Origin of the sequence: Corynebacterium sp. HMSC05E07, from assembly GCF_001807225.1 — a bacterium.
GTDB classification, from domain to species: Bacteria; Actinomycetota; Actinomycetes; order Mycobacteriales; family Mycobacteriaceae; genus Corynebacterium; species Corynebacterium singulare.
Genome location: NZ_KV788209.1, coordinates 143,787 through 167,999, shown reverse-complemented (window position 1 = coordinate 167,999; position 24,213 = coordinate 143,787). Strand labels below are relative to the sequence as shown.

The following is a 24,213-nucleotide window of genomic DNA, read 5'->3' as shown; positions in this document are numbered from 1 at the left end:
AGATGGGATGAGCAAGAAACCTCCCATTCGCGGAGCTAACGCACCGGTAGGGGGCTAGCTAGGTAGTCCGCGCCAGTCAGCTCACCGTCGTTGAAAGACAGCACCCACACTGAGGCCTTCTTAAACTTCAGCTCCTCGATAGGGGTTGTGATGAACTTCGGGGCATAGGACTCGATGATGCCCGGAATAGTGAGACCCTGGCTTACGACAACCGGAACGCCACCGCCATCGACAACGCGCTGGAAAGCTGCGCGGGCGTCCTCAGGTGCGGCGTCAAAAACATCATCACCAAAGGCCTTGTTGATGGCGATGTCCATTCCCAGTTCGTCAGCAAGCGGAGCGGCCGTCTGTTGGCAGCGTTGCGGTGGGGCGCAGTAGATGGCCGTCGGGTGGTAAGGGGCGAGCATCGGGACGAGCATCTCAGCCTGGCGGCGACCCTTCTTGTCCAACGGGCGCAGATCATCATCGCCCTCCCAGGTTCGTCGCTGGTGGGCGTGGGCATGCCGCACGTAGAGAACACGCGTGGTCGGGGCTAGGCGCAGTCGCTTTTGAGCCTTAGCCAACACTTGCGTATCGACTTCATAAGACAGCAACTCGCAGGCTTCGTCGATGGACACCCACCGCAGCTCATCGCTTTCATCATTCGGAGTGTAGGAGCCCTCCAGAACTCGCGCCATCCAGTAGTAGACCACCTTTGTTCGGCCTTGTACCGGGTACGCTACCTTCCCGATGAGCTTGCCCAATCGCACCGTGTAGCCGGTCTCCTCTAGAATTTCGCGGGCAGCGGTAGCTGGCAGTGATTCGCCCGGATCGACCTTGCCCTTGGGCAGCGACCAATCGTCGTAGTGCGGGCGGTGGATGATGGCCACCTCTGGATCCTGCGGCTCACCGCGCCACAACACCGCACCGGCAGCCAGCGTGGTGCGCTTGAACTCATCGGCCGGATCCACCGGAATTTCCTGATGGCGCCCGGAAACAAACACCTCCGATTGGGTATCTTTATCCGTTTCGTGCATGTTCTTTGCCTTGGGCATACTGCTCCTTCAACACCGGTATTTTTCGCTCCCTCCATCTTCCTCCACTGTCCGCCGTGATGCAGCCTTACGCGCCGAGCGTGCTTTAATGGTGGAAACCGACAAAAGCGATTCAAAAGTGAGGTGGCACATGGTTAATGTGGCCGTAATGGGAGCAGGCTCCTGGGGAACCACTCTGGCCAAAGTTTTTGCGGACGCCGGCAACGAGGTGCGCCTGTGGGCTCGCCGTGCAGAGCTGGCGGAGGCCATCAACACTCGCCACGAGAACCCAGACTACCTACCGGACCTGCCACTTCCCGAGTCAATTCAGGCAACGACGGATCCTGCGCAGGCGCTTGGCGACGCCTCCATCGTCATCTTCGGTGTCCCCTCCCAGACCCTGCGCGCTAACCTGGAAGACTGGGCGCCGTTACTGCCGCAGGACGCCACGGTGGTGTCCATCTCCAAAGGCGTGGAAAAGGAAACGCTTAATCTCATGAGTGAGGTTATCGCGGATGCCGCCGGGGTAGGAGAAGAGCGCATCGCGGTGCTTTCAGGGCCAAACTTGGCCAAGGAGGTGGCACAGGAACAGCCGGCGGCGACGGTTATCGCCTGCACCGATGTGGCGCGCGCTGAAGAAGTTCAGCATGCAGCGGCCGCACCTTACTTCCGCCCGTACACCAACACTGATGTCATTGGCGCAGAAATCGGTGGTGCATGCAAGAACGTCATCGCGCTTGCGTGCGGTATGGCCTCCGGAAAGGGCTTGGGTAATAACACCATGGCCACCATCATTACTCGCGGTTTGGCGGAGATTACGCGCCTCGGCGTGGAGCTGGGCGCCGACCCGTTTACGTTCTCTGGTCTGGCAGGAATGGGTGATCTCGTAGCAACGTGTAGCTCGACGCTGTCGCGTAACCGTACGTTTGGCTACCGCCTCGGTCAGGGCGGGACGCTGGAGGAAGCGAAGGCCGCCACCAACGGTCAGGTGGCCGAGGGCGTTATTTCCTCGGACTCCATTTTCCGCCTTGCGCAGCGCGCGGGCGTGGAGATGCCGATTACCCAGGCTGTCTACGGCGTGTGCCACCAAGGGGTAAGCGTGGATGACATGATCGTGGCTCTGATGGGTCGCACCAAAAAGGCGGAGTAGAGCCGAGTAAAGTTGCCGGGTATGACTGAAGCGAAACCTGTGCGCGTAGCCGTCGTCTACGGCGGGCGCAGCTCCGAGCACTCGGTGTCCTGCATTTCCGCGGGCGCCATTATGGAGCACCTCGACCCGGAGAAATACGAGGTGGTGCCTATTGGCATCACCCGTGATGGTATGTGGACCCAGGGTACCCGGGAGGGCCTGCAGATTGTTGACGGCCGCCTCCCAGAGGTTGAACTGCACGATGAGCTTGCCCTCTCCCTCAACCCCGCCACCCGCGGTCGCATTCATAACGTGACCCGTCACGAGCACTATACCGAGGTGGACGTCATCGTCCCGGTCCTGCACGGACCGTTTGGTGAGGACGGGACGGTGCAGGGCCTGTTCGAGCTGTCCGGAATTCCGTACGTGGGCGCCGGAGTGCTGGCGTCTGCCGTCGGGATGGATAAGGAATTCACCAAGAAGCTGCTGGTGGCCGAAGGCCTGCCCGTGGCGCCTCAGGTTGTGCTCACCGGAGAGACTGTGTTGAGCGATGAACACAAGGCCCACCTTGGCCTTCCCGTCTTCGTCAAACCAGCACGCGGCGGATCCTCCATCGGCGTGTCCAAAGTTTCAGCCTGGGAGGATTTCGAGGCAGCCGTACAGCTGGCCTACGAGTCCGATGGAAAGGTGCTCGTGGAGCCGGAGATCCTCGGCGCCGAGGTTGAGGTCGGCGTGCTCGAACACCCAGACGGAACCCTCCAGGCCTCCGTACCCGCGAAACTCCTCGGAACCACGGAGTCCGAGGAAGGTTTTTATGACTTCGACTCGAAGTACATCAATGAGGGCGTTTCTGCAGAAATCCCTGCGCCTTTGAGCCAGGAACTCAGCGCAGAAATCCGCGAACGCGCCATCGAAGCCTTCCGAGCGTTGGGCGCAGCGGGGCTGTCCCGCGTGGACTTCTTCATCACCGACGAGACCTACTACATCAACGAGGTCAACACCTTCCCGGGATTTACCCCGATTTCGATGTATCCGCAGGTCTTCTCCGCAGTCGGCGTGGGTTATGCCGAGCTGCTTGACATACTGATCCAGACTGCGCTCGCGCGCGCCTAGCCGCTGTTTAGGACTGGGGCGGTGTGGCCTTAGCGAGAGCGTCACTCAGCCGAACGAGCGCCGAGTTCGCCGCGTCCTGCGGGGCAGATAGTGCGAGATCCTCGGAGCGTCCCAAGGCGAACCACGTGCCGGCTGTGGTGCCCTCAGCCAAGGTGGTGTCCTCAAACCACGGAACCTCATTGACTTGCTGTAGCTGGACGCCGGCTGCGTAGTTCTCCGGAGCGGCCACGCCGCAGCGTACAACAATTTCCTCGCGCCCCGGCGCGCTATACACCCATGTGTTCTTGTCGCCCACATCCGAGCGGCGTGTGTAGCCTTCCGCGAGCGTTCCTGGCAAAGCTTTGTCGAGCTTAGGGCACATCTTATCCGGCCCGGCGGCTAGCTGGGAGAGCGGAGCTGGGTGTGGCGTGAGGGATTCATGGGGGAGACGGGAGAGGGCGTCGCTAAGCCCCTGTGGTTCCTCATCTGCCGCGGTTGTCATGGCCACGGCCGGGGACCGCTGCGTGGAGTACCACGTTGTGAGGTTCGATCCTGGTGTCGCATCGATAACCTTGAGCCATTCTTCGCCCTCGACGTCGAGGGTCTGCGAGTATTCAGTGTACTGCTGTGGCAAATCTACGCCGCAGCGCACCGTTACGCGGTCCTCCGAGGTACTGGCCCATGCAGCGACGCCGGCGGGCGCAGGATCGGCGAGTTCCGCGCGGGGGTGGCCCAGGAGGACGTCGGGAAGCGCTCGCACCAGCTCCGCACATTCGGGGGAGTCCGCGGCCTCCGACGGGGTCGGTGGCAGCGCAACCGGCTGCTGAGCAGTGGACGTGAAGACGTATTTGGCCCCAAAGATCACGGCCAGCACCATTGTGATGGCAATCCCGAGTGAGACGTAGATGGCGGTGCGGTTAAATTGGGTATCCATAGGGGCTTATCCTAACCCCGGGAGGCCTAAAAGAGAGAAGGAGTCTATGGGTTTGTCGCACACGCTGGAGCAGGTCGGTGAACGGCACGTCATCCATGAGATTGTTGCTGCAGCACCGAGCGCACTCAACGGCGACGATGCAGCGGTACTGTATCCGGCCGCGCCCAATTCCCGGACGGTAGCCTCAACGGACATGATGGTGGAAGGGCGCCACTTCCGCCGTGACTGGTCGACGGCCGCGGAGGTGGGACAGAAGGCGATAGTGCGCAACTTTGCCGATATCGAGGCAATGGGGGCGCGGCCTACCGCAGCTCTGTTGGCCATCGCCGCACCAGGAGACACACCGGTGGGTTACGTGCGAGGAATTGCACAGGGAATCGCGGAGCGGTGTGCGCTGTACAACGCTGAGCTGGTCGGTGGTGACCTCACACGCAGCGACAGTTTGGTCATCAATGTGACTGCCATGGGATCACTGGGTGGCAGCGGTGCGCCGTTGACGTTAGACAAGGCGCGAGCGGGACAAACCCTGGTAGCGCACGGAAAGATTGGCTATTCCGCGGCGGGCCTGGCGCTGTTGGAGCGCTTCGGCCGTGCATTGCCTCAGGAATTGGAGGACCTGTGGCCGCTTGTCGACGCCCACTGTGCCCCCACCCTCACCCCCGGTCGCGGTGTTATCGCGCGCGCTACTGGGTCGACAGCGATGACGGATAACTCCGATGGTTTGGTGCGTGACATGGGTCTTATGGCCCAGCGCTCCTCCGTGAACATCGATCTTGACCCAGCGGCGATTGCGCCGGATGCGCTGCTTGTCTCGGCCGGGGCCGTGTTGGATGTGGACCCGTGGGAATGGGTTCTGAGCGGTGGAGAGGATCACACGCTGCTGGCGACGACGTACAAGGCCGCGCCGTCTGGATTCCGTGAGATTGGCCAGGTGCAGCGCGGAACAGGAGTAACCGTGGGCGGCGAGGCTCCCCGCTTCACCGGGGGATGGGAGAGCTTCGCATGATTGACACCTCACGGATCCACTACTCCTGGCTGCCGTACATCCGTCACGCCCTGGAGGAGAACCTGCCGCGTATTGAGGAGCACATCGGCCAGGAGTTTTTACCGCCACCTGCGGACGTCTTTGCCGCGTTGTCCATGCCGCTTGAGGATGTTCGCGTGCTCATCGTGGGCCAGGATCCCTATCCCACTCCGGGTCATGCCATGGGGCTATCCTTCTCCACGCGCCCAGGTGTTGCGGCTCCCCGCTCGCTGCGGAACATTTATGCCGAGTTACAGGATGACCTTGGACTATCCGGCCGCGACGACGGTGACTTACGTGCCTGGAGCGCACAGGGGGTGTTGCTGCTCAACCGCGTTCTCACCGTTGCCCCGGGGCAGGCGGGCTCGCACCGCCGACTGGGGTGGGAGGCGATTACGGAGGCAGCGATCCGGGCGCTTGCCGGGCGCGACATCGTGGCCATCTTATGGGGCCGCGATGCCCAGAACTGCCAGGCTTTCCTGCCCGGCACCGACTGCATTACCTCGCCGCACCCCTCGCCACTGTCGGCGCGGCGCGGTTTCTTCGGCTCGAAGCCGTTCTCCCGGGCCAATGCAGCCCTCGAGGCACGCGGCGTGCCCGCGGTGGACTGGCGCTTGTAAACTAGCCCTCATGTCGTATCCCGCCGAGTTGGACGCTCGCGGCCTGCATTCCTGGGCCGCGCGAACCGTGGAGGAGCTCAAACGCCGCCGCGCCGAGATTAACGCCCTCAACGTGTTTCCCGTTCCCGATTCCGACACGGGATCCAACATGGCTTTCACCATGGAGTCCGCGCTGGCGGAGGCAAACAAGGGCGAGACCGATGTGGCTGAGGCGCTAGCTCTGGGTTCGGTGCGTGGTGCCCGCGGAAATTCCGGCATGGTGCTCTCCCAGGTGCTGCGAGGGGTGGCGGATACTACGACGGAATCTCGCGTCGACGGGGCTGTTCTAGCGGATGCCCTTACCCACGCTGTCGACCTCGTCGATCGCGCACTTGCCGCACCAGTCGAAGGCACGATTATCACCGTGCTTCGCGCAGCGGCCGAGGCTGCTCGCGGCGCAGGGGCTCTCCCCGGCGCAGAGCTGCATGGCATCCTCACCGCGGCTCTTGAAGCTGCCCGTCGCGCATTGGCCGCCACGCCCTCTCAACTGCCCGCCCTGCGCGACGCCGGTGTGGTGGATGCCGGTGGGGCCGGACTCGTTATCTTGCTTGAGTGCCTGCTGGCTGAGGTCACTGGTGCAGGACCCACGCCACAGCCGTTGACGGTGGATGAGCGGGAGCCTGTGAATGCTGAGGTGAGCGGGGCGGAAATTGAGGCCATCTTTTTCTATGAGGGTGACCTCGATGAACTCCAGCGGGCATTGGACCACATGGGAAATAGCCTCGTTATTGCACGTGCGACGGAATCCTCGGCGAGCGTGCATATCCACAGCTCGGAAATCGGACCGGTGATTGAGAAGGCTTATGAGCTGGGCGGAGTCAGCCGCTTGCGTGTGGAAGCCTTGCCTGCGGCCGGCCTCGGGTCAGCGGATGAGTCCGTCGCGGACACAGGCCGCCGCATTTTTGCTGCCGTGTCCGAGGACGGGGTGCGGGAACTCTTCGAAAAAGTTGGCGTGATTGTGGTGGACCCAGGCGCCGAACTGAATCAAGCACGTGACGGTGATCTGTTTCTACCCAATGGCTGCGGCGGCGATGCGGGGCGGGCCACCGTTATTCCCTCCGATTCCGTGGTGGCTAGCTTGGCCGCTATGTCGGTCTATGACCCGGAGAATCCTGATACCGCTGAGGTCGTGGCAGCGATGGGAGATGCCGCGCGGTCCATGCGCATGGCGCATCTCGCTGAGGAAACCGAGTCCTGTCTGGAGGACACCTGCCGGGCCCTCTTGGTTCAGGGTGGTGAGCAAGTCACCGTGCTGACCTCGCTGGATGTTGCTGAAGAAGAGCTCGCCCACAGACTTGGCGTGGACACTGTTGTCGTAAGCGTTTCCGGTGCGCGCACAGAAATTGGGGTGGAGTAGGCCGTGCTGGGCTGGCAAGATGACCGCGCGCTCACGGCTGTGCTGCCGAAGAAAGATGCCGCGGCGCTCAAGAAGGCTTTCGGCTACACCACCTGCGGTGAGTTACTCAGCCATTACCCGCGCGATTACATCCGCCACAACAAGGAGGTGGGCCTTGGCGGTGCCGAGGAAGGTGACCAGGTCACCATTACCGGCGTCATCACCGATGTGCGCACGCGCTACACCTCCAAGGCGATGGTCTTCACTCTGTATATGGACAGTGGCATTCAGGCGGCTTTTTTCAATGCGCACTTTGTCCAGCGCATCCTGCGTGGCGGAATGCGCATCATGCTCTCCGGAAAGCTGAAGTACTTCCGTGGCACACCGAGTCTTCAGCACCCGGATTTCCTCATCCTGGACCCAGGGACTGCCCAGAGCTCGCTGCTGGATAAAGCAGCAGGGACGGGCACAGGTTCGCTCAAAAAGCTCGCGCAGTTTGGTTCGCTGGAGACCTTCCTCAAACGAGAGTGGATTCCCGTGTATCCGGCCAGCGGCACAGCCACCTCCTGGTACGTCATGGGGGCAATTCACAAGGTACTGGAGAACACCCCACCAATCACGGAGCCGCTGGACTACCGCATGATGGTGACTCTGGATCAGGCTGTGCGTGAAATCCACGAGCCTGGTCCACAGGGGCCGGAGCGGGCGATTCAGCGTCTCAAGTACAACGAGGCACTGTCCATCGGACTCGTCATGGCGTTGCGCCAGCGTGATGTCAAGGCCCGCACGGCACCATCGATGCCAGCCATCATCGATGGTTACCGCGATGAGCTGCTCATGGAGCTTCCCTTCGCGCTTACCGATGGCCAGCGTCGCGTCATTGGTGAAATCGACGAAGACCTGTCCGGAACCGTTCCCATGATGCGACTGTTGCAGGGCGAAGTTGGCTCCGGCAAGACCCTCGTAGCCACGTGCGCGATGCTGCAGGCAGTTGACGCCGGTAAACAAGCAGCGCTACTGGCGCCAACAGAAGTGCTGGCGGTGCAACATGGGGCGTCGATAAGCACAAGCGTTCCCGAGGGCGTCACCGTCACCGTGCTTACAGGCTCGATGAAAACCGCGGACAAGCGCCAAGCCCTTCTGGAGATTGTCTCTGGCGAAGCCGATATCGTCATCGGCACCCACGCCATCATCCAAGACACTGTTGAGTTCTTCGACCTCGGCGTCGTCATCGTTGATGAGCAACACCGTTTTGGTGTGGAGCAGCGTGACAGTCTGCGAACCAAGACGCGGGAGGGAACAAGCCCGCACCTGCTCGTCATGACCGCAACACCGATTCCTCGCACCATCGCCATGACAGTCTTTGGTGACCTTGCCGTCTCAACTCTTAAGGAACTACCGGGTGGGCGCAAGCCCATCTTGTCCGCGGTGGTGCCGGAATGGAAGCCGGAATGGGTCCGCCGCGCAATCGAACGCATCCGTGAAGAGGTAGAGAAAGGCCACCAGGCCTATATCGTGTGCCCTCGCATCGACGGCGAGGGAGGAGTCGAGCAGATGTCCGTTCAGCTGCGCAACCTGCCCTTTAGGGGGCTGACCGTGGAGATGCTGCACGGCAAAATGCCAGACAAGGACGAGGTCATGGCCAGGTTCGCGCGGGGAGAGATCGACATCCTCGTGGCCACCACGGTGATTGAGGTCGGCGTGGACGTGCCGAATGCCACGGTGATGCTCATCCGTGAATCAGAGAATTTCGGCGTGTCCCAGCTGCACCAGCTGCGCGGGCGTGTGGGCCGAGGCGGCAATGAATCGGTGTGCTTGTTGCACACGACGGCGCAGCCGAACTCTAAATCCTATCGGCGCGTGTCCGCCATTGCGGATACCCCATCTGGTTTTGACTTGGCAGAACTGGACCTCAAGCAGCGCCACGAGGGTGACATCCTCGGAACCCTGCAGTCAGGCACGAAACGCACACTCAAACTCTTGGACTTAAGCAATGACCGTGAGATTGTCGAGCGTACGCACAACGATGCCGCTGCGATGGTGGAGCGCAACCCCCAGCTTGCCGAAGAGCTTACCCAGAATCTCACCGCGGACGAGCAGGGTTTCCTAGAAAAGAATTAGGGGGACATCTCCCGACGCTGGACTTTGGGGGGATAGGGTAGAGGCCATGACGAGAATCATCGCTGGGGAAGCCCGCGGGCGCACCATCAAGGTGCCCGAGTCTGGGACGAGGCCAACTTCCGACCGTGCCCGCGAGGGCCTTTTTTCATCTCTCGATGTGCGCTGGGGTTTCGTGGATTCCCGTGTGCTCGATCTCTTTGCTGGCTCCGGTGCGTTGGGCCTTGAGGCCGCCAGCCGCGGTGCGGAGGAGGTCGTTCTGGTGGAACATAACCCCGCTGCGGTCAAGGTGATTCGACACAACATTGGCGTGGTGAAGCACCCCCGCGTGGACGTGCGGGAAATGAAAGCCTCAACGTATCTGGCCACCGCACCGCGCGGCTACTTCGACATCGTTCTCGCGGATCCTCCCTATGACTTCGACGACGTTGACGGGCTCCTGGAAGCGATTGAACCCGTGCTCGATGACGCTGCAATTGTGGTCATCGAACGACACGTGGATTCGCCCCACACTGAGTGGCCGGAGGGTTTTGAGCCGACCGGCCAAAAATTGAAGAAGCGCACTTTTGGTATTGCGCGCTTTGACATGGCTATCTATCACCGAAGCGAGGAGAACTAACATCATGCCCACTCATGCCGTCTGCCCTGGTTCTTTCGACCCCATCACGCTGGGGCACGTCGATGTCTTTACCCGCGCTGCAGAGCTCTTCGACAAAGTCACGGTACTTGTGACCGCCAACCCAGATAAGCCTTCTGGACTCTTCACCGTAGAAGAGCGCGTCGAGCTCATCCGTGACACTGTCTCGCTTGACATCGAGGTCGAGTGGTGGAGCGGTCTTCTCGTGGACTACACCAGCGCCCACGGCGTGGACACGATCGTTAAAGGCCTGCGGTCCTCACTGGACTATGAATACGAGCTGCCCATGGCACAGATGAATCGTCGTCTCTCCGGCATCGATACTGTCTTCCTCCTCACCGATGAGAAGTACGGCTATATCTCCTCCTCGTTGTGTAAACAGGTGGCGAAGTATGGTGGCGATGTGACTGGCATGTTCCCGGAGCGTGTCGCAGAGGCTGTCATGAAGCGCTACCGAGGTTAAGCGCGGTGAGTGTCGTAGCACTTCCCTGTGCCATCCTTCTTATCGTCGCGGTGGGATCGTGTTTGCAGCGCGTCTCCGGCATGGGCCTCGGACTCATCGGTGGGCCCATTCTGACCCTCATGTTGGGGCCGGTGGAAGGCATTATGGTCACGAACGTTCTGGCCTGCATTAACGCGGCCTTAACCACGTATTCCATGCGCGCTGATGTGGATTGGCACAAGTGGCTGCGCATCGGCCCCTTCATGGTTTTGGGCTCGATCCCGGCGGCACTTCTCATTGCACGGATTGATACCGCGAGCCTCCTCGTGTTGGTGGGCGGCGCGCTGCTTTGTGCGCTCGGCGTGGTGTCCTTCGGACGGCGTTTTGTCCCCGAGCTGCATGGAACCGGGCCAGCGATATCTGCTGGCATCCTCGGTGGTTTCACTAACACATTGGCAGGCGTGGCCGGTCCGGTCATCACGGTGTATGCCCAGGCGGCGCGTTGGCCGCAGTCGGTCTACGCCGCGACCTTGCAGCCTTGTTTCTTCATCGGGGGGCTTTTCTCCGTAGTGACCAAGTATTTCTTAGGGGCTGGTGGCTTCGAAGGTTTGCACTGGTTGGTGTGGCCTTTCGGCATCATCGGTATGTTCATCGGCATCAAGGTGGGCACGTCGATTGCAGGGCGGGTCTCCCGAGAGAAGGCACGCAAGCTTTCCTTAACCGTGGCGAGCTTGGGTTCCTTGAGTGCGCTCATTCGTGGTCTTATAGCTTTGGCTGCGTAGGCGAGCAAAGGCTGGTGTTGCTGTGGCGGCGGTCTCTGTAAGCTGGTCGCTATGGCGAAATTCAAGATCGAAGACGCACTGAACCTGCGCGCAGGCAAGAATTTTCAGATCGACTCCGTGGATCCCTCCTCCACGCCGGGGTTCGACGGCGATAAGGATGAGCTTGACGATCGCTTCTCTAAGTATGACGATGAACTGTACGAGCTGCAGGAACGCCTCTTCGCCAACGGCCGCGCCTACGGTGAAGACGCACCAGCTGCACTGATCGTTCTGCAAGGTATGGACACCTCTGGCAAAGGCGGCGCCATTCGCCACGTGCTGAGTACGTTCGACCCGCAGGGCACAACGACGGTTGGTTTCGGCAAACCTACCGATGAGGAGCTGGAGCACGACTTCTTGTGGCGTATCCGCAAACACGATCCCACACCCGGACAGATTGTGGCCTTCGACCGTTCGCACTACGAAGATGTGCTCATCCAGCGTGTGCATGAGTGGGTCGACGAAGAGGAAGTTGATCGCCGCATTGAGGCGATTCGTGACTACGAGCTGGACCTGACGGCCAAGGGCGTCAAGGTCATCAAAATCTTCCTGCACATCTCTAGGGAAGCGCAGAAAGAGAACCTTCTCGAGCGCACCGAACGCCCGGATAAGTTCTGGAAGTATGACCCGTCGGACGTCGAGGAGCGCGCGTACTGGGATAAATACATGGAGGCCTACCAGGACGCGATCCAGCGCACTGATGAAAACTATGCCCCCTGGTATGTCATCCCCACTGACAATAAGAAATACGCCCGCATGGCGCTGAAGTTCCTCATCGTGGATCTCCTGCGGCACGTGGACCTTGAGTGGCCAGCACCCGACTTCGACCCAGAAGTCGAGCGCCAGCGCATCGAAGAGGCCGACTAAGCCTCGTCGCCCGGCACACCGCCCGCAAGCCCGCGGACGGTGTCGTTAAAGGTATCCAGCACGGACAACAATGCCTCTTGGGCACTGATAATGCCTAGGTTGAGGGCATGGAATAGTTGGTCATCAGTCATGCCCACAGCGGTGACGAAACACGCGTCACCGCGCAATTCCACCATGCCCTCAGCAGTACCAACGAGCGCACGGCCGTCGAAAGCACTGGAATTAAACTCATTGCAGAGCACGTGGAACAGCGAAACTACCTCAGCGTCTAGCTGCGTGGGCAGAACGCATTCGAGGCGTACCAGTTCGTCTTCAACAGAGATGACCCAATCCAGGTCGTTGAGGCGAGCCACGACTACTGCGCCGTCGTCGGGCTGGGCCGTTGCGGACATAGCGAGCTCCGTCCCGGTGAGCAAGGTCAGCACGCGGTCGCGAGTAACTTCGGGCAGGGGAGAACCAGCCAGAATCTCGTAAGGGTCTGCACTCATAGTTTCTCCTCTGTCTCCTGTTCCTGCGAGTCATTCCACGTCACGGCCTGCGGGAAGCGCTCAGCGATGACATCGAAGATCTCGGCGAAACTAGCCAATGAGCTCAGCAAGAAGTGCCCCAGCTGGCCCAAAGACAGGCCTTCGCCTACGGCCATGGCGCGGTTGGCACAAAGCTGGATCTCTCCGGGCGCACCAGCCTTGTCGTCCTCGTCGCCGCTCACCAGATAACTTACGGTCGGCGCCACACTGGCCCAGTTGAGCTCGGCCACGGTTGCAGCCACCGCTTCCTCCTCAACGGCAGCAAGCGTGCCCTCCCATGTGGCAAAGATGCTGAGGACGTCGCCGTCTTCGCTAAGGTCGCAATGCACCGCAATGTGCGGGATGCCGGTTTGCAGGACGCGGTGTAAGTCAACGTCGTCAGCGTACGCATCTACCTCGGCATCAGCTCGCGGGGCTTCAATGATGGCATAGTCGGCGTCGATGATCTCACACAGCTCGGCGAGCCTGTCAATGCTCACCGGCTCGATAGCGTGAAGGTCAGTCACTACTCGGCGCTTTCGGTGTTGCCCTCGCCCGCCTGGGCAGCAGACTCGGAGCCAAGCTTCGCCATCTCCTCAGCGGCGGCAACCATGGCGTTCTGGGCATTGATGACGCCATCAACGGAGGCGCGCAGAGCAGAAGCCAGTTGCTCGTCATTCATACCGGCAGCGCATGGAATATCGGACTCAGTGCGCACGAGCAGCATGCCGTCAAAGTCTGTGATCACGGCGCTTGCACCCATAGCCACGGAATTAATCTGGTTAGCAGCCAGGAAGAGGCCAGCATCTGCCTTGGCATATTCGGCGTCGGTAGGCACATCGCAGCGCACAATGGCCACGCTGTCGAGTACCGCAAACATGCAGGGCAGGCCGTTAAGGTTCGCGGTGGCGGCATCGGTGCGACCGGTCACCGGTTCAAGCTCGATGTCGAAAGTTTTCATTGCGGCGATGACACGGTCGAGCGTGACGTCAGGCAAAGCGTTCGGGTCCTTGGCAGGATTAGTCATGGTTGTGCTCCTTCCAGGTCACAAGCTGCGGGTACTGCTGTTCAATCCATTCGAAGGATTGCAGGATGGCATCCAAGGTGGACATCACAAAGGCGCCTAGCTGGTTGCGGGAAGCACCGTGGGTTGTGTCCAACTCGCGGGCACCGGAGACCGCTAGGGCGTTATCTGGGGCCTCAAAGAAGCGGAACGTGGGCGTGAAATGATCCTGATTCCACGAGTTGATGTGCATCAGCAGCGCGGGGCCTTCGGAAGCGGGAACCGAACCGCGCCACACGGAATCCACGATGAGGGAGGAACCGATGAGTTGGAAAGCAATCGCCGCATTGGAGAAGCCAGTGCGCAGGAGAGTAACGGTTCCAGAGTCCTGCGTCTTCTGCTCTTCGATGCGGTACTCCAAGCCCTCGGAATCAAAGATCTCCGCGATGCGCTCGAGGGTCACATCCTCCACGGGGGTGTCAGGCAGCAGCTCGCGCTGCTGCGCTTCTTGCTGATTGGTCGCGTCAGTCACTTTCTTTCTCTCACTCACTTCGCTAGTTTCTGAGCCTTAATTTTCTTTACGGCCCCGACCCTACCGGAGGCATGGGTACCGGGTGAGCGGGTGGGGCCTAGAAGAGCTCCTCGCCGCCCAATTCATGGGCAAGCGCTTGGTCTACCTCGCTGTAGCGGAAAACATGCCCTAACTCGTCTAACTTTGCGGGTATCACCTTTTGATTGGCCAGGGCAAGCTCACGGGCGCCTTCCATGCCTAGGAGCACGGCGGGGCTTAGCTCCGGAATCGGAATGATGGTGGGGCGGTGCAGCTCGGAGCCCAGAGCAGCGATATAGTCTCGATTGCGGACCGGGTTCGGGGAGACGGCGTTGATGGGGCCCTGCCACCTCTGGTCCAGCGCGGCACGAACGTACATATCCTCGAGGTCATCTTGGGCAACCCAGCTGTACCACATCTCGCCCTTGCCAAAAGCGCCGCCACACCCCGTGGAGAACAGCGCACGCAACAGCGGGAGCATCCCGCCGTTTCCGGACTGGACGATTCCGGTACGCATGTTCACCACGCGTTTACCGGCAGCAACCGCCGGCGCACAGGCATTCTCCCAAGCTTCCACCACGTCGGCAAGGAAACCTTCACCACGCGCGGAATTCTCCGTCAGTTCTTCATCGCCGCGGTCAGGCCCATAGAAACCAATCGCCGAAGCACAGACCATGGCGCTGAGTGATGTGGTCTCCGCGGCGACCTGTGCCAGCAGGTGCGTTGGGCCCACGCGGGAATCCCGAATGGCCTGTTTGTGGGAGCTGTTGAAGCGGCCAAAGATGGGCTCGCCAGCCAAGTGGATGAGCACGTCCACGCCCTCCAGCAGGTCCTTGGCCGGCAGGTTCGGGCGCCAGAGGCGGTCGCCCACGCTCGGAGTGGCGCGAACCAAGGGGATGACGGTGTGGCCGAGCGTAGTGAGCTGTGCTGCGACGGCCTTGCCCACCGTGCCGTGGGAACCGGTGAGGGCGATGGTCAGAGGATTATCGTTCAGCGCGCCCAAGCGCTGTGCGAACCGGAAGTCCTCGATGAGCTGATGCTGGCGGTAGGCAAACGTGGACCTGACGGCCGCGGAGGGGATGCGGGTATGAACCTTGTCCGTGATCAGTGTGCCGTCCGGGTGATCTTCGAAGAGATGCTCATGACGCCAGTTCGCCAGCACGCGGAAAGGGGCGTTGACGCACACGTCGGCGAAGGACTTCTGCGGTTGGTAACACGCCAAGTCATGGCGGGCGACCCATTTCAGCCCGCCCGGCAGGCCCAGTATCGACGTGCCGGTGGCTAGAGACTCTGCCTGGCGGATGGGAGTCATGACACCAAACGGTGCGTTCAATCGAAGGAGTGCCCCGGGACGCTCGTGCCACCGCCACACCTCCTCGCGTGATGCTGGAACAACGTGCTGGGTGGTGAAACTCACTAGTGGACAACCTGCCTTAAGGATAGTGGGGCATGAAGGCTGGGTTTTAGCCTTCAACAGTGCACGGAAAAAGTGCTAAGGTTGGTGCTGGCTTTCAAGCATAGACAGTCTTTCTAACCATTGTCCGACATCCTTTAAAGACCGCACTGTGAGGCGGGGAAGGAGGTCACGATGAGTGAAACCGACATTCACGCGGAGTCCAATGAGCTTTTGAGCTCGTCAGACGTCGCGCGCACCGTCGCACGCATCGCGCACCAGATCATTGAAAAAACCGCGTTGGATTCGAGTGACTCATCGCGAGTCATTCTCCTTGGCATTCCCTCTGGTGGCGTGCCACTAGCCCAGCGCCTTGCTGAAAAAATAGAGGAATTCTCCGGGGTAGAGGTTCCCTGGGGTTCTCTCGACATCACCTTGTACCGTGATGATCTTTATTCGCGCCCACACCGCGCGCTTAAGCCCACTACTGTGCCGGACGGCGGTATCAACGCCACCACCGTCATCCTCGTGGATGATGTGCTCTATTCCGGCCGCACGATTCGTGCCGCGCTCGATGCGTTGGCGGATATCGGCCGCCCCGACATCATCCAGCTCGCGGTCTTGGTGGATCGCGGCCACCGCCAGGTTCCCATTCGCGCCGATTATGTGGGCAAGAACATTCCCACCGCGCGTGATGAGGACGTCACCGTCTACAACGCCGAAATCGACGGCCGTGACGCCGTCGTGCTCACCCGTTCGGTCGAGTCGGCACAGCCCGGCAAGGAGGCCTAAATGAAACATCTCATCAACATTGCTGACTTGAGCGCTGAGGAGATTCTGGCGCTCATGGATGAAGCGGACCGCTTTCGTGAGGCGCTTGATGGGCGTGAGGTTAAGAAGCTTCCCACTCTGCGCGGCCGCACGGTCTTTACCTTGTTCTACGAAAACTCCACTCGTACGCGCTCGTCCTTCGAGACGGCCGGCAAGTGGATGTCTGCGGATGTCATTAACCTCTCTGCGTCGAGCTCTTCCGTGAAGAAGGGCGAGTCTCTCAAGGATACCGGCTTGACGCTGACCTCGATTGGCGCGGATGCCATCATCATTCGCCACCCGTCCTCGGGTGCTGCGCAGCAGCTGGCCAGCTGGGTCGCCCCAGACGGACAGGGGCCGAGCGTCATCAACGCCGGAGACGGTTCGCACCAGCATCCGACGCAGGCGCTTCTCGACGCCACCACGATGCGCCAACGCCTCAACCTCGATACCGAGCGCTCCGCGGGCGGCACGGGGTTTGAAGGCCTTAAGGTCACCATCGTCGGTGACTGCCTGCACTCCCGCGTGGTGCGCTCCAACGTGGATTTGCTCTCCACCTTGGGCGCTGAGGTCACCCTCGTTGCGCCGCCGACGCTGCTGCCCTATGGGGTAGACACCTGGCCGGTGCGCGTCTCACACGACCTCGATGCCGAGGTGGCTAATGCAGACGTCGTTATGATGCTGCGCGTGCAGGCCGAGCGTATGAACGGCGGTTTCTTCCCGTCTCATCGTGAATACGCCTCCCTTTATGGTCTATCCAAGGATCGCGCGGCCGCGATGAAGAAGGATGCGATCATCATGCACCCAGGGCCGATGGTCCGCGGCATGGAAATCAACTACGCCGTGGCGGACTATGACAACGCGGCTGTGCTTCAGCAGGTCAACAACGGTGTTCATGTGCGAATGGCCACCTTGTTCACACTGCTTACCAATGGCGAGAACGCCGGAATCTAGACGAGGAGATACTGAGATATGACTACTTATCCTGACACCGGCGCGCTGTCTGCACCCGCGGAAGGCACCCTGCTCATCACTAATGTTCGCCCGTATGGCGAAGGCGAGCCGACGAGCGTCCTCATCAAGGACGGCATTATCACAGCGGTGGGCACCACGAACGATGCAACGGGCAGCGCCGCGCCAGACCGCACCATTGATGCTGGCGGTCACGTCCTCCTTCCAGGCTTGGTGGATATGCACGTTCACCTGCGTGAGCCCGGCCGTGAGGACACCGAGACCATTGAGACTGGTTCGCGTGCCGCTGCCAAGGGCGGCTTCACCGCCGTGTTCACCATGGCGAATACCTCGCCCGTGACCGACCAGCCCATCATCGCTGAGTCTGTCTGGGCCAAGGGCCAGGCCCGCGGCCTGTGTGATGTCCACCCGGTTGGCTCTATCACCAAGGGCCTTGAAGGCAAGACGCTCACCGAATTTGGCATGATGGCACGGTCTGATGCCAAGGTGCGAATGCTCTCCGATGACGGAAAGTGCGTCCAGGACCCGCAGCTCATGCGTCGCGCCCTGGAGTACGCCAAGGGCCTTGACGTTCTCTTGGCGCAGCACGCCGAGGATCACCGCATGACCGAAGGTGCTTCCGCCAACGAGGGTGAGGTCGCTGCACGCCTGGGCCTGCGCGGATGGCCGCGCGTGGCGGAAGAATCCATTGTCGCCCGCGACGCACTCTTGGCCCGTGACTACGGCAACCGCATGCACATCTGCCATGCGTCCACTAAGGGCACCGTCGAGCTGCTCAAGTGGGCGAAGGAGCAGGACATTCCACTGACTGCCGAGGTCACCCCGCACCACTTGCTCATGACCGATGAGAAGCTCGTGACCTATGACGGTGTCTTCCGCGTGAACCCGCCGCTGCGCGAGGAAGCAGATACCTTGGCGCTGCGCCAGGCGCTTCTCGACGGCCTCATTGACGTCGTCGCCACCGACCATGCCCCGCACGGAAGCGAAGACAAGTGCGTCGAATTCGAGAACGCAAAGCCCGGCATGCTGGGGCTGGAGTCCTCCCTCGCGGTCATCGCCAAGCTTTTCGTCGCTACCGGGCTCGCGGACTGGCGCTTCGTTGCCCGCGTCATGTCTGAGCGTCCAGCCGAAATCACCCGTCTGCCTGGCCACGGCCGCCCCATCGCCGTGGGCGAGCCAGCCAACCTCACCATCGTCGATCCAAAACACTCGTGGGTATCCGATTCCACCCGCCTGGCTTCTAAATCGGACAACAACCCCTATGAGGGCGAGGAATTCGGCGCGCGCGTGACCCACACCATTCTGCGCGGCGCGGTGACGTATGACCTCGCCGCCGACCACTCGGGACAATAGTTACTTAGAGACACCACGAGCACCTAGTGCTACATACTGAAAGGCCACCACACAGTGACTTCCACAGAAACTTCTCCTGCAACCGCGACCGGTGAGGCGTCGCCAAGCGCCCAGCCCATTCCCGCCATCCTGGTACTCGCTGATGGCCGCACCTTCCGCGGCCACGGCTTCGGCGCGACTGGCACCACCCTGGGCGAGGCCGTCTTCACCACCGCCATGACCGGCTACCAGGAAACCATGACGGACCCGTCGTACCACCGCCAGATTGTCGTGACCGCTGCCCCGCAGATCGGCAACACCGGCTGGAATGACGAGGACAATGAGTCCCACGGGGACACGATCTGGGTCGCCGGCCTCGTCATCCGCGACCTGGCACGCCGCGTCTCCAACTGGCGCGCTGCGCGTACTTTGCCGGAGGAGATGGAAAAGCAAGGCATCATCGGCATCAGCGGAATCGACACCCGTACCGTGGTGCGACACCTGCGCAACCACGGCTCCATCAAGGCCGGTCTCTTCTCCGGCGAAGCCGCTGAGAGGGACGTTGCGGAGCTCATCGAGGAGGTCAAGAACCAACCGTCTATGGCTGGCCTGGATCTCTCTGAGGAGGTCTCCACGGATAAGCCCTACACCATTGAGGCAGTCGGGGAGAAGCGCTACACCGTCGTTGCCTACGATATGGGTGTGAAGACCGCTACGCCGAACAACTTTGCGCAGCGCGGCATCGAAACCATCGTCGTTCCGGCCAATACTCCGTTTGAGGAGATCACGCAGTACAACCCGGACGGTGTCTTCGTCTCCAACGGCCCGGGTGACCCGGCTACGGCTGACGCCATGGTGGAGGTCGTCCGTGACATCCTCGCCGCCAAGTACCCCTTCTTCGGCATCTGTTTTGGTAACCAGATTCTCGGCCGTGCGCTGGGCATGGACACCTACAAGCTCAAGTTCGGACACCGCGGCATTAACGTGCCGGTGCGCAACCAGCTCACCGGCAAGATTGACATCACGTCCCAGAACCATGGCTTCGCCCTGGCCAGCCCGTCTGGCAAGGAGGACCCTGCCGGCGAGGAATTCGATACCGACTTCGGCCCAGCCATCGTCTCCCACACCTGCCTGAACGACAACACCATTGAAGGCGTGGCCCTCAAGGATGGTATGGCCTACTCAGTGCAGTACCACCCGGAGTCTGCTGCTGGCCCCCACGATGCCAACTCGCTCTTTGACCAGTTCATCGAGCTTATGGCCGAAAAGTCCCCGAACAAGTAAACCGCAACCAGGAAAAGGAAGAAGAAACTTATGCCAAAGCGCACCGACATCAATCACGTCCTGGTTATCGGCTCCGGCCCAATCGTCATCGGCCAAGCCTGCGAGTTCGACTACTCCGGCACCCAGGCGTGCCGCGTCCTGAAGGAAGAAGGCCTGCGCGTGACGCTGGTCAACTCCAACCCGGCCACCATCATGACGGACCCGGAATTCGCCGATCACACCTACGTCGAGCCCATCGAGCCGGAATTCATTGAGAAGATCCTCCTGAAGGAAAAGGAAGAAGGCCACCCCATCGATGCCGTGCTGGCAACCCTTGGTGGCCAGACCGCTCTCAACGCTGCGGTTCAGCTGGATCGCCTCGGCATCTTGGACAAGTACGACATCGAGCTCATCGGCGCGGACATTGACGCAATTGAGCGCGGTGAGGACCGCCAGAAGTTCAAGGACATTGTTGCCTCCATCGGCGGTGAGTCGGCTCGTTCCCGCGTGTGCCACTCCATGGAAGAAGTCCACGAGACCGTGGCCGAGTTGGGTCTGCCGGTTGTCGTGCGACCGTCCTTCACCATGGGCGGCTTGGGCTCCGGTCTGGCCTTCACCGAGGAGGATTTGGAGCGCATCGCCGGCGGCGGTCTCGCAGCATCGCCAGAGGCCAACGTGCTCATCGAGGAGTCCATCCTTGGCTGGAAGGAGTTCGAACTCGAGCTCATGCGTGACGGCGACGATAACGTCGTGGTCATCGCCTCAATCGAGAACGTCGACGCCCTAGGCGTGCACACCGGTGACTCCGTCACCGTGGCTCCGGCGCTGACCCTGACCGACCGCGAGTACCAGAAGATGCGTGACCAGGGCATCGCCATCATCCGTGAGGTCGGCGTTGACACCGGCGGTTGCAACATTCAGTTCGCCGTCAACCCCCAGGACGGCCGCATCATCACCATCGAGATGAACCCGCGCGTGTCCCGCTCCTCTGCGCTGGCGTCCAAGGCCACCGGTTTCCCCATTGCGAAGCTGGCCGCCAAGCTCGCCATTGGCTACACCCTCGATGAGGTTCGCAACGACATCACCGGCGTGACCCCAGCCGCCTTTGAGCCGACGTTGGACTACGTCATTGTCAAGGCTCCGCGCTTTGCGTTTGAGAAGTTCCCGGGTGCCGATGACACCTTGACCACGACGATGAAGTCGGTGGGTGAAGCCATGGGCATTGGCCGCAACTACATTTCCGGCCTTAACAAGGTGATGCGTTCGCTGGAAGGCAAGCAGGCCGGTTTCTGGACCCAGCCGGACGAGTACTTCGCTGGGGAGCGCGCCACTGACCTGGATGCCGTACTCAAGGATCTCGAGCGCCCGACCGAGGGCCGCATGTACGACATTGAGTTGGCTTTCCGCCTCGGCGCTACCGTGGAGCAGCTGCATGAGCACTCCAAGCTCGACCCGTGGTTCCTGGCCGAGCTCGAGGCCTTGGTTCAATTCCGGAGCGAGCTTGTCGATGCCCCCGTGCTCGATGCCGAGCTGCTTCGCCGCGCCAAGGTCTTTGGCCTGTCCGACGCCCAGATTGCCGCCTTGCGCCCAGAGTTTGCCGGTGAAGACGGCGTACGTTCTCTTCGCTGGTCCTTGGGGATTCGTCCGGTGTACAAGACCGTCGATACCTGTGCAGGCGAGTTCGAGGCACAGACCCCGTACCACTACAGCACCTATGAGCTTGACCCGAACGCCGAGTCCGAGGTCCGCGAGAGCGCGGACGGTTCCAAGGGCAAAGTCATCATCCTGGGCTCCGGCCCGAACCGCATTGGTCAAGGCATCGAGTTTGACTACTCCTGCGTTCATGCCGCCTTGGAGCTCTCCCGCAAGGGCTACGAGACCGTCATGGTCAACTGCAACCCCGAGACCGTGTCCACGGACTACGACACCGCGGATCGTCTCTACTTCGAGCCGTTGACCTTCGAGGACGTTATGGAGGTCTACCACGCTGAGGCGCAGTCCGGCGAGGTCGCCGGCGTCATCGTCCAGCTCGGTGGCCAAACCCCGCTCGGCCTGGCAGAGCGCCTCACCGCTGCGGGCGTACCGGTGGTGGGCACCTCCGCTGCTGCCATTGACCTGGCAGAGGACCGCGGCGAGTTCGGCAAGGTCCTGGAAGAAGCCGAGCTGCCGGCCCCGGCCTTCGGTACCGCCACGTCCTTTGACGAGGCCCGCGAGGTTGCCGCTGGCATTGGCTACCCGGTGCTAGTCCGCCCGTCCTACGTGCTGGGTGGACGCGGCATGGAGATCGTCTATGACGAGGGCTCCCTGCGTGACTACATCGACCGCGCTACCGAAATCACCTCCGATCACCCCGTCTTGGTGGACCGCTTCCTTGATAACGCCATCGAGATCGACGTCGATGCGCTGTGCGACGGCGAGGAGGTCTATCTGGGCGGCGTCATGGAACACATTGAGGAAGCCGGCATCCACTCCGGTGACTCCTCGTGCGCGCTCCCGCCGATGACGCTTGGCCCGCAGGATATTGAGAAGGTGCGTGAATCGACGCGTCGACTAGCGCACGGCATTGGCGTCAAGGGTCTGATGAACGTTCAATACGCCCTCAAGGACGACACTCTGTACGTCATTGAGGCTAACCCTCGTGCCTCCCGTACCGTGCCGTTCGTGTCCAAAGCCACGGGTGTTCCGCTGGCCAAGGCTGCCGCGCGCGTCATGCTGGGTGATTCCATTGCGCAATTGCGTGGAGAAGGCATTATCCCGTCCAATTACGATGGCGGCTCCTTGCCGCTGGAGCACCCGATTGCGGTGAAGGAAGCCGTCCTTCCATTCAACCGCTTCCGCCGCCCAGATGGACAGCTGCTGGACACCCTGCTGTCCCCAGAGATGAAGTCCACTGGTGAGGTGATGGGCTTGGCCGATAACTTCGGCGCGGCCTACGCCAAGGGTGAGACGGCGGCCTTCGGTGAGCTGCCAACGGAGGGCACGGTCTTCGTATCCGTGGCTAACCGTGACAAGCGCACCCTGATTTTCCCGATCCAGCGTCTGGCCTATATGGGCTACACCATCGTGGCCACCGATGGCACTGCGCAGATGTTGCGTCGCAATGGTGTGGAGTGTGAGGTCGCTACGAAGGTTTCGGAGGCCAAGGACGGCGAGGAGTCCATCGTTGATGCCATCCTCGGTGGCAAGGTGGACCTCATCCTCAACACCCCGGCTGGTTCCGCGGGTGCCCGCCACGATGGCTATGACATCCGTGCCGCCGCTGTGTCGGTTGGTGTTCCGCTGGTCACGACTGTCCAGGGCGTCACTGCCGCGGTGCAGGGTATTGAAGCATTGCGCCAGGGTGATCTCAAGGTGCGCGCACTTCAGGAGCTCGAGCATGCCCCAGCCAACTAGCACTGTCGCGTCTTTTGGCGAGCGCGCTGTCGCAGCCGGACGTGAGCGAGGACGTCTGTGCGTGGGCATTGACCCGCACCCACACCTACTTGAGGCGTGGGGCCTGACTGTCGACGTTGACGGCCTGCGCACCTTCACCATGACGTGTGTGGAGGCTTTTGCTGACACCGCAGCCATGGTGAAGCCGCAGGTGGCTTTCTTCGAGCGCTTCGGCTCCCGCGGCTTCGCAGTGCTAGAGGACGCCCTGGCGGCGCTGCGTGAGCAGGGCTGCTTGAGTCTGGCCGATGCCAAACGCGGCGATATCGGCTCCACCATGGCCGGCTATGCCGATGCCTGGCTGGGGGAGAGCTCTCCTCTGCGTGCGGACGCCGTAACGGTGTCGCCCTACCTCGGCGTTGGTGCTCTGAATCCAGTCTTTGACCTTGCCGAGGCGACAGGCAGGGGAGTCTTCGTTCTTGCCGCAACCTCAAATCCGGAAGCAGTGGCCCTCCAGTCTTTAAGCGTTGATGGGCGAAGTGTAGCCCAACGCGTTGTGGACGAGCTCGCAGAACGCAACACGGCGGCCGGGGCGGCTGTAGGTGCTCTCGGCGTGGTCGTTGGCGCGACCCTCGACACGCCGCCCAAGCTAGACCAATTAAATGGTCCTGTGCTGCTTCCAGGTGTCGGCGCCCAGGGAGCCACGCCTGACGACGTCCGTACACTGACTGCGGCGGCGCCTGAACTGGGGTTTGCCAACGTGTCACGAGCCATTCTTTCACATGGCCCACAGGTTGCTGACCTGCGTGAATCCGTCATATCGACGGCTGCGGAGTTCCGGGATTAAGTGTGCGGCGCGCCCGATTAACGAGCGCGCCGTTTACCTGGTATTTTGTTTAGGGCATATGCGTTGACGTGCAGGAACCTTTAGAACAAGGGGGCC

Annotated in this window: 23 protein-coding genes; 16 read left to right on the top strand and 7 right to left on the bottom strand. The window is 61.3% G+C overall.

From position 1 onward, the window contains the following. Window positions 1–35: 35 nt before the first annotated feature. On the bottom strand, window positions 36–1,034 hold the full coding sequence (locus tag HMPREF3149_RS03265; protein ID WP_070536566.1) for an NUDIX hydrolase: 999 nt from the start codon (window positions 1,032–1,034) through the stop codon (window positions 36–38). A 130-nt stretch (window positions 1,035–1,164) separates the two neighbouring features. On the opposite strand from HMPREF3149_RS03265, the gene HMPREF3149_RS03260 reads away from it, so the two are divergent. Then, window positions 1,165–2,163, top strand: coding sequence for an NAD(P)H-dependent glycerol-3-phosphate dehydrogenase (locus HMPREF3149_RS03260; RefSeq protein WP_070536564.1), 999 nt, complete (start codon window positions 1,165–1,167; stop codon window positions 2,161–2,163). A gap of 21 nt (window positions 2,164–2,184) precedes the next feature. Then, window positions 2,185–3,255, top strand: coding sequence for a D-alanine--D-alanine ligase family protein (locus tag HMPREF3149_RS03255; protein ID WP_070536562.1), 1,071 nt, complete (start codon window positions 2,185–2,187; stop codon window positions 3,253–3,255). Between the two features lie 7 nt (window positions 3,256–3,262). Here HMPREF3149_RS03255 and HMPREF3149_RS03250 read toward each other — a convergent pair whose 3' ends face one another. Next, window positions 3,263–4,168, bottom strand: coding sequence for a DUF3515 domain-containing protein (locus tag HMPREF3149_RS03250; RefSeq protein ID WP_070536560.1), 906 nt, complete (start codon window positions 4,166–4,168; stop codon window positions 3,263–3,265). Between the two features lie 46 nt (window positions 4,169–4,214). Here HMPREF3149_RS03250 and HMPREF3149_RS03245 point away from each other — a divergent pair, with 46 nt between their 5' ends. From HMPREF3149_RS03245 to HMPREF3149_RS03210, 8 genes are read left to right on the top strand one after another with little or no spacing between them, the layout of a single operon-like run. Then, a complete protein-coding gene (locus HMPREF3149_RS03245; RefSeq protein WP_236684056.1) occupies window positions 4,215–5,174 on the top strand; it encodes a thiamine-phosphate kinase in 960 nt (319 codons plus the stop codon). Next, complete coding sequence (locus HMPREF3149_RS03240) at window positions 5,171–5,812, top strand: uracil-DNA glycosylase (RefSeq protein WP_070536558.1); 642 nt, start codon at window positions 5,171–5,173, stop codon at window positions 5,810–5,812. The genes HMPREF3149_RS03245 and HMPREF3149_RS03240 overlap by 4 nt, the downstream gene beginning before the upstream one ends. Before the next feature lie 10 nt (window positions 5,813–5,822). After that, window positions 5,823–7,208, top strand: a complete 1,386-nt coding sequence (locus tag HMPREF3149_RS03235) for a DAK2 domain-containing protein (protein WP_070536556.1) — start codon at window positions 5,823–5,825, stop codon at window positions 7,206–7,208. A gap of 3 nt (window positions 7,209–7,211) precedes the next feature. Further along, window positions 7,212–9,308: an ATP-dependent DNA helicase RecG gene (locus HMPREF3149_RS03230; protein ID WP_070536554.1), complete on the top strand. Its 2,097-nt coding sequence runs from the start codon at window positions 7,212–7,214 to the stop codon at window positions 9,306–9,308. A gap of 46 nt (window positions 9,309–9,354) precedes the next feature. After that, window positions 9,355–9,924 (top strand): 16S rRNA (guanine(966)-N(2))-methyltransferase RsmD, encoded by a 570-nt coding sequence (gene rsmD, locus HMPREF3149_RS03225; RefSeq protein WP_070536552.1) that lies wholly within the window; start codon window positions 9,355–9,357, stop codon window positions 9,922–9,924. 4 nt (window positions 9,925–9,928) lie between these two features. Continuing rightward, a complete protein-coding gene (coaD, locus tag HMPREF3149_RS03220) occupies window positions 9,929–10,405 on the top strand; it encodes a pantetheine-phosphate adenylyltransferase (RefSeq protein ID WP_042530683.1) in 477 nt (158 codons plus the stop codon). A 5-nt stretch (window positions 10,406–10,410) separates the two neighbouring features. Then, window positions 10,411–11,166: a sulfite exporter TauE/SafE family protein gene (locus HMPREF3149_RS03215; RefSeq protein WP_070536550.1), complete on the top strand. Its 756-nt coding sequence runs from the start codon at window positions 10,411–10,413 to the stop codon at window positions 11,164–11,166. A 51-nt stretch (window positions 11,167–11,217) separates the two neighbouring features. After that, window positions 11,218–12,072 carry a PPK2 family polyphosphate kinase gene (locus HMPREF3149_RS03210; protein ID WP_070536548.1) on the top strand — a complete coding sequence of 285 codons (855 nt, stop codon included), beginning with the start codon at window positions 11,218–11,220 and terminating at the stop codon, window positions 12,070–12,072. Here HMPREF3149_RS03210 and HMPREF3149_RS03205 read toward each other — a convergent pair. The 5 genes from HMPREF3149_RS03205 to HMPREF3149_RS03185 form a co-directional block, all read right to left on the bottom strand. Next, entirely contained in the window at window positions 12,069–12,560 is a 492-nt protein-coding gene (locus HMPREF3149_RS03205) for a YbjN domain-containing protein (RefSeq protein ID WP_070536546.1), read from the bottom strand. The genes HMPREF3149_RS03210 and HMPREF3149_RS03205 overlap by 4 nt on opposite strands. Further along, window positions 12,557–13,105, bottom strand: coding sequence for a hypothetical protein (locus HMPREF3149_RS03200; protein WP_070536544.1), 549 nt, complete (start codon window positions 13,103–13,105; stop codon window positions 12,557–12,559). The genes HMPREF3149_RS03205 and HMPREF3149_RS03200 overlap by 4 nt, the downstream gene beginning before the upstream one ends. Then, the gene (locus HMPREF3149_RS03195; protein WP_042530693.1) at window positions 13,105–13,605 is read right to left on the bottom strand and encodes a YbjN domain-containing protein; all 501 of its coding nucleotides are present in this window, start codon (window positions 13,603–13,605) and stop codon (window positions 13,105–13,107) included. The genes HMPREF3149_RS03200 and HMPREF3149_RS03195 overlap by 1 nt, the downstream gene beginning before the upstream one ends. After that, window positions 13,598–14,113 carry a YbjN domain-containing protein gene (locus HMPREF3149_RS03190; RefSeq protein ID WP_042530695.1) on the bottom strand — a complete coding sequence of 172 codons (516 nt, stop codon included), beginning with the start codon at window positions 14,111–14,113 and terminating at the stop codon, window positions 13,598–13,600. Before HMPREF3149_RS03190 ends, HMPREF3149_RS03195 begins: the two co-directional genes overlap by 8 nt. A 97-nt stretch (window positions 14,114–14,210) precedes the next feature. Next, window positions 14,211–15,548, bottom strand: coding sequence for a TIGR01777 family oxidoreductase (locus HMPREF3149_RS03185; RefSeq protein ID WP_070536542.1), 1,338 nt, complete (start codon window positions 15,546–15,548; stop codon window positions 14,211–14,213). A 171-nt stretch (window positions 15,549–15,719) separates the two neighbouring features. On the opposite strand from HMPREF3149_RS03185, the gene pyrR reads away from it, so the two are divergent. From pyrR to pyrF, 6 genes are all read left to right on the top strand, one after another. After that, window positions 15,720–16,316 carry a bifunctional pyr operon transcriptional regulator/uracil phosphoribosyltransferase PyrR gene (pyrR, locus tag HMPREF3149_RS03180; RefSeq protein ID WP_070536541.1) on the top strand — a complete coding sequence of 199 codons (597 nt, stop codon included), beginning with the start codon at window positions 15,720–15,722 and terminating at the stop codon, window positions 16,314–16,316. Then, on the top strand, window positions 16,317–17,288 hold the full coding sequence (locus HMPREF3149_RS03175; protein ID WP_070536539.1) for an aspartate carbamoyltransferase catalytic subunit: 972 nt from the start codon (window positions 16,317–16,319) through the stop codon (window positions 17,286–17,288). It abuts the gene before it with no gap. Window positions 17,289–17,306: 18 nt separating this feature from the next. Continuing rightward, window positions 17,307–18,659: a dihydroorotase gene (locus HMPREF3149_RS03170; protein ID WP_070536537.1), complete on the top strand. Its 1,353-nt coding sequence runs from the start codon at window positions 17,307–17,309 to the stop codon at window positions 18,657–18,659. Window positions 18,660–18,776: 117 nt separating this feature from the next. Then, window positions 18,777–19,922 carry a glutamine-hydrolyzing carbamoyl-phosphate synthase small subunit gene (gene carA / locus HMPREF3149_RS03165; RefSeq protein WP_070536716.1) on the top strand — a complete coding sequence of 382 codons (1,146 nt, stop codon included), beginning with the start codon at window positions 18,777–18,779 and terminating at the stop codon, window positions 19,920–19,922. A gap of 30 nt (window positions 19,923–19,952) precedes the next feature. Next, a complete protein-coding gene (gene carB, locus HMPREF3149_RS03160) occupies window positions 19,953–23,294 on the top strand; it encodes a carbamoyl-phosphate synthase large subunit (RefSeq protein ID WP_070536535.1) in 3,342 nt (1,113 codons plus the stop codon). After that, window positions 23,278–24,117 carry an orotidine-5'-phosphate decarboxylase gene (gene pyrF / locus HMPREF3149_RS03155; RefSeq protein WP_070536533.1) on the top strand — a complete coding sequence of 280 codons (840 nt, stop codon included), beginning with the start codon at window positions 23,278–23,280 and terminating at the stop codon, window positions 24,115–24,117. Before carB ends, pyrF begins: the two co-directional genes overlap by 17 nt. The last annotated feature ends 96 nt before the right edge of the window (window positions 24,118–24,213 follow it).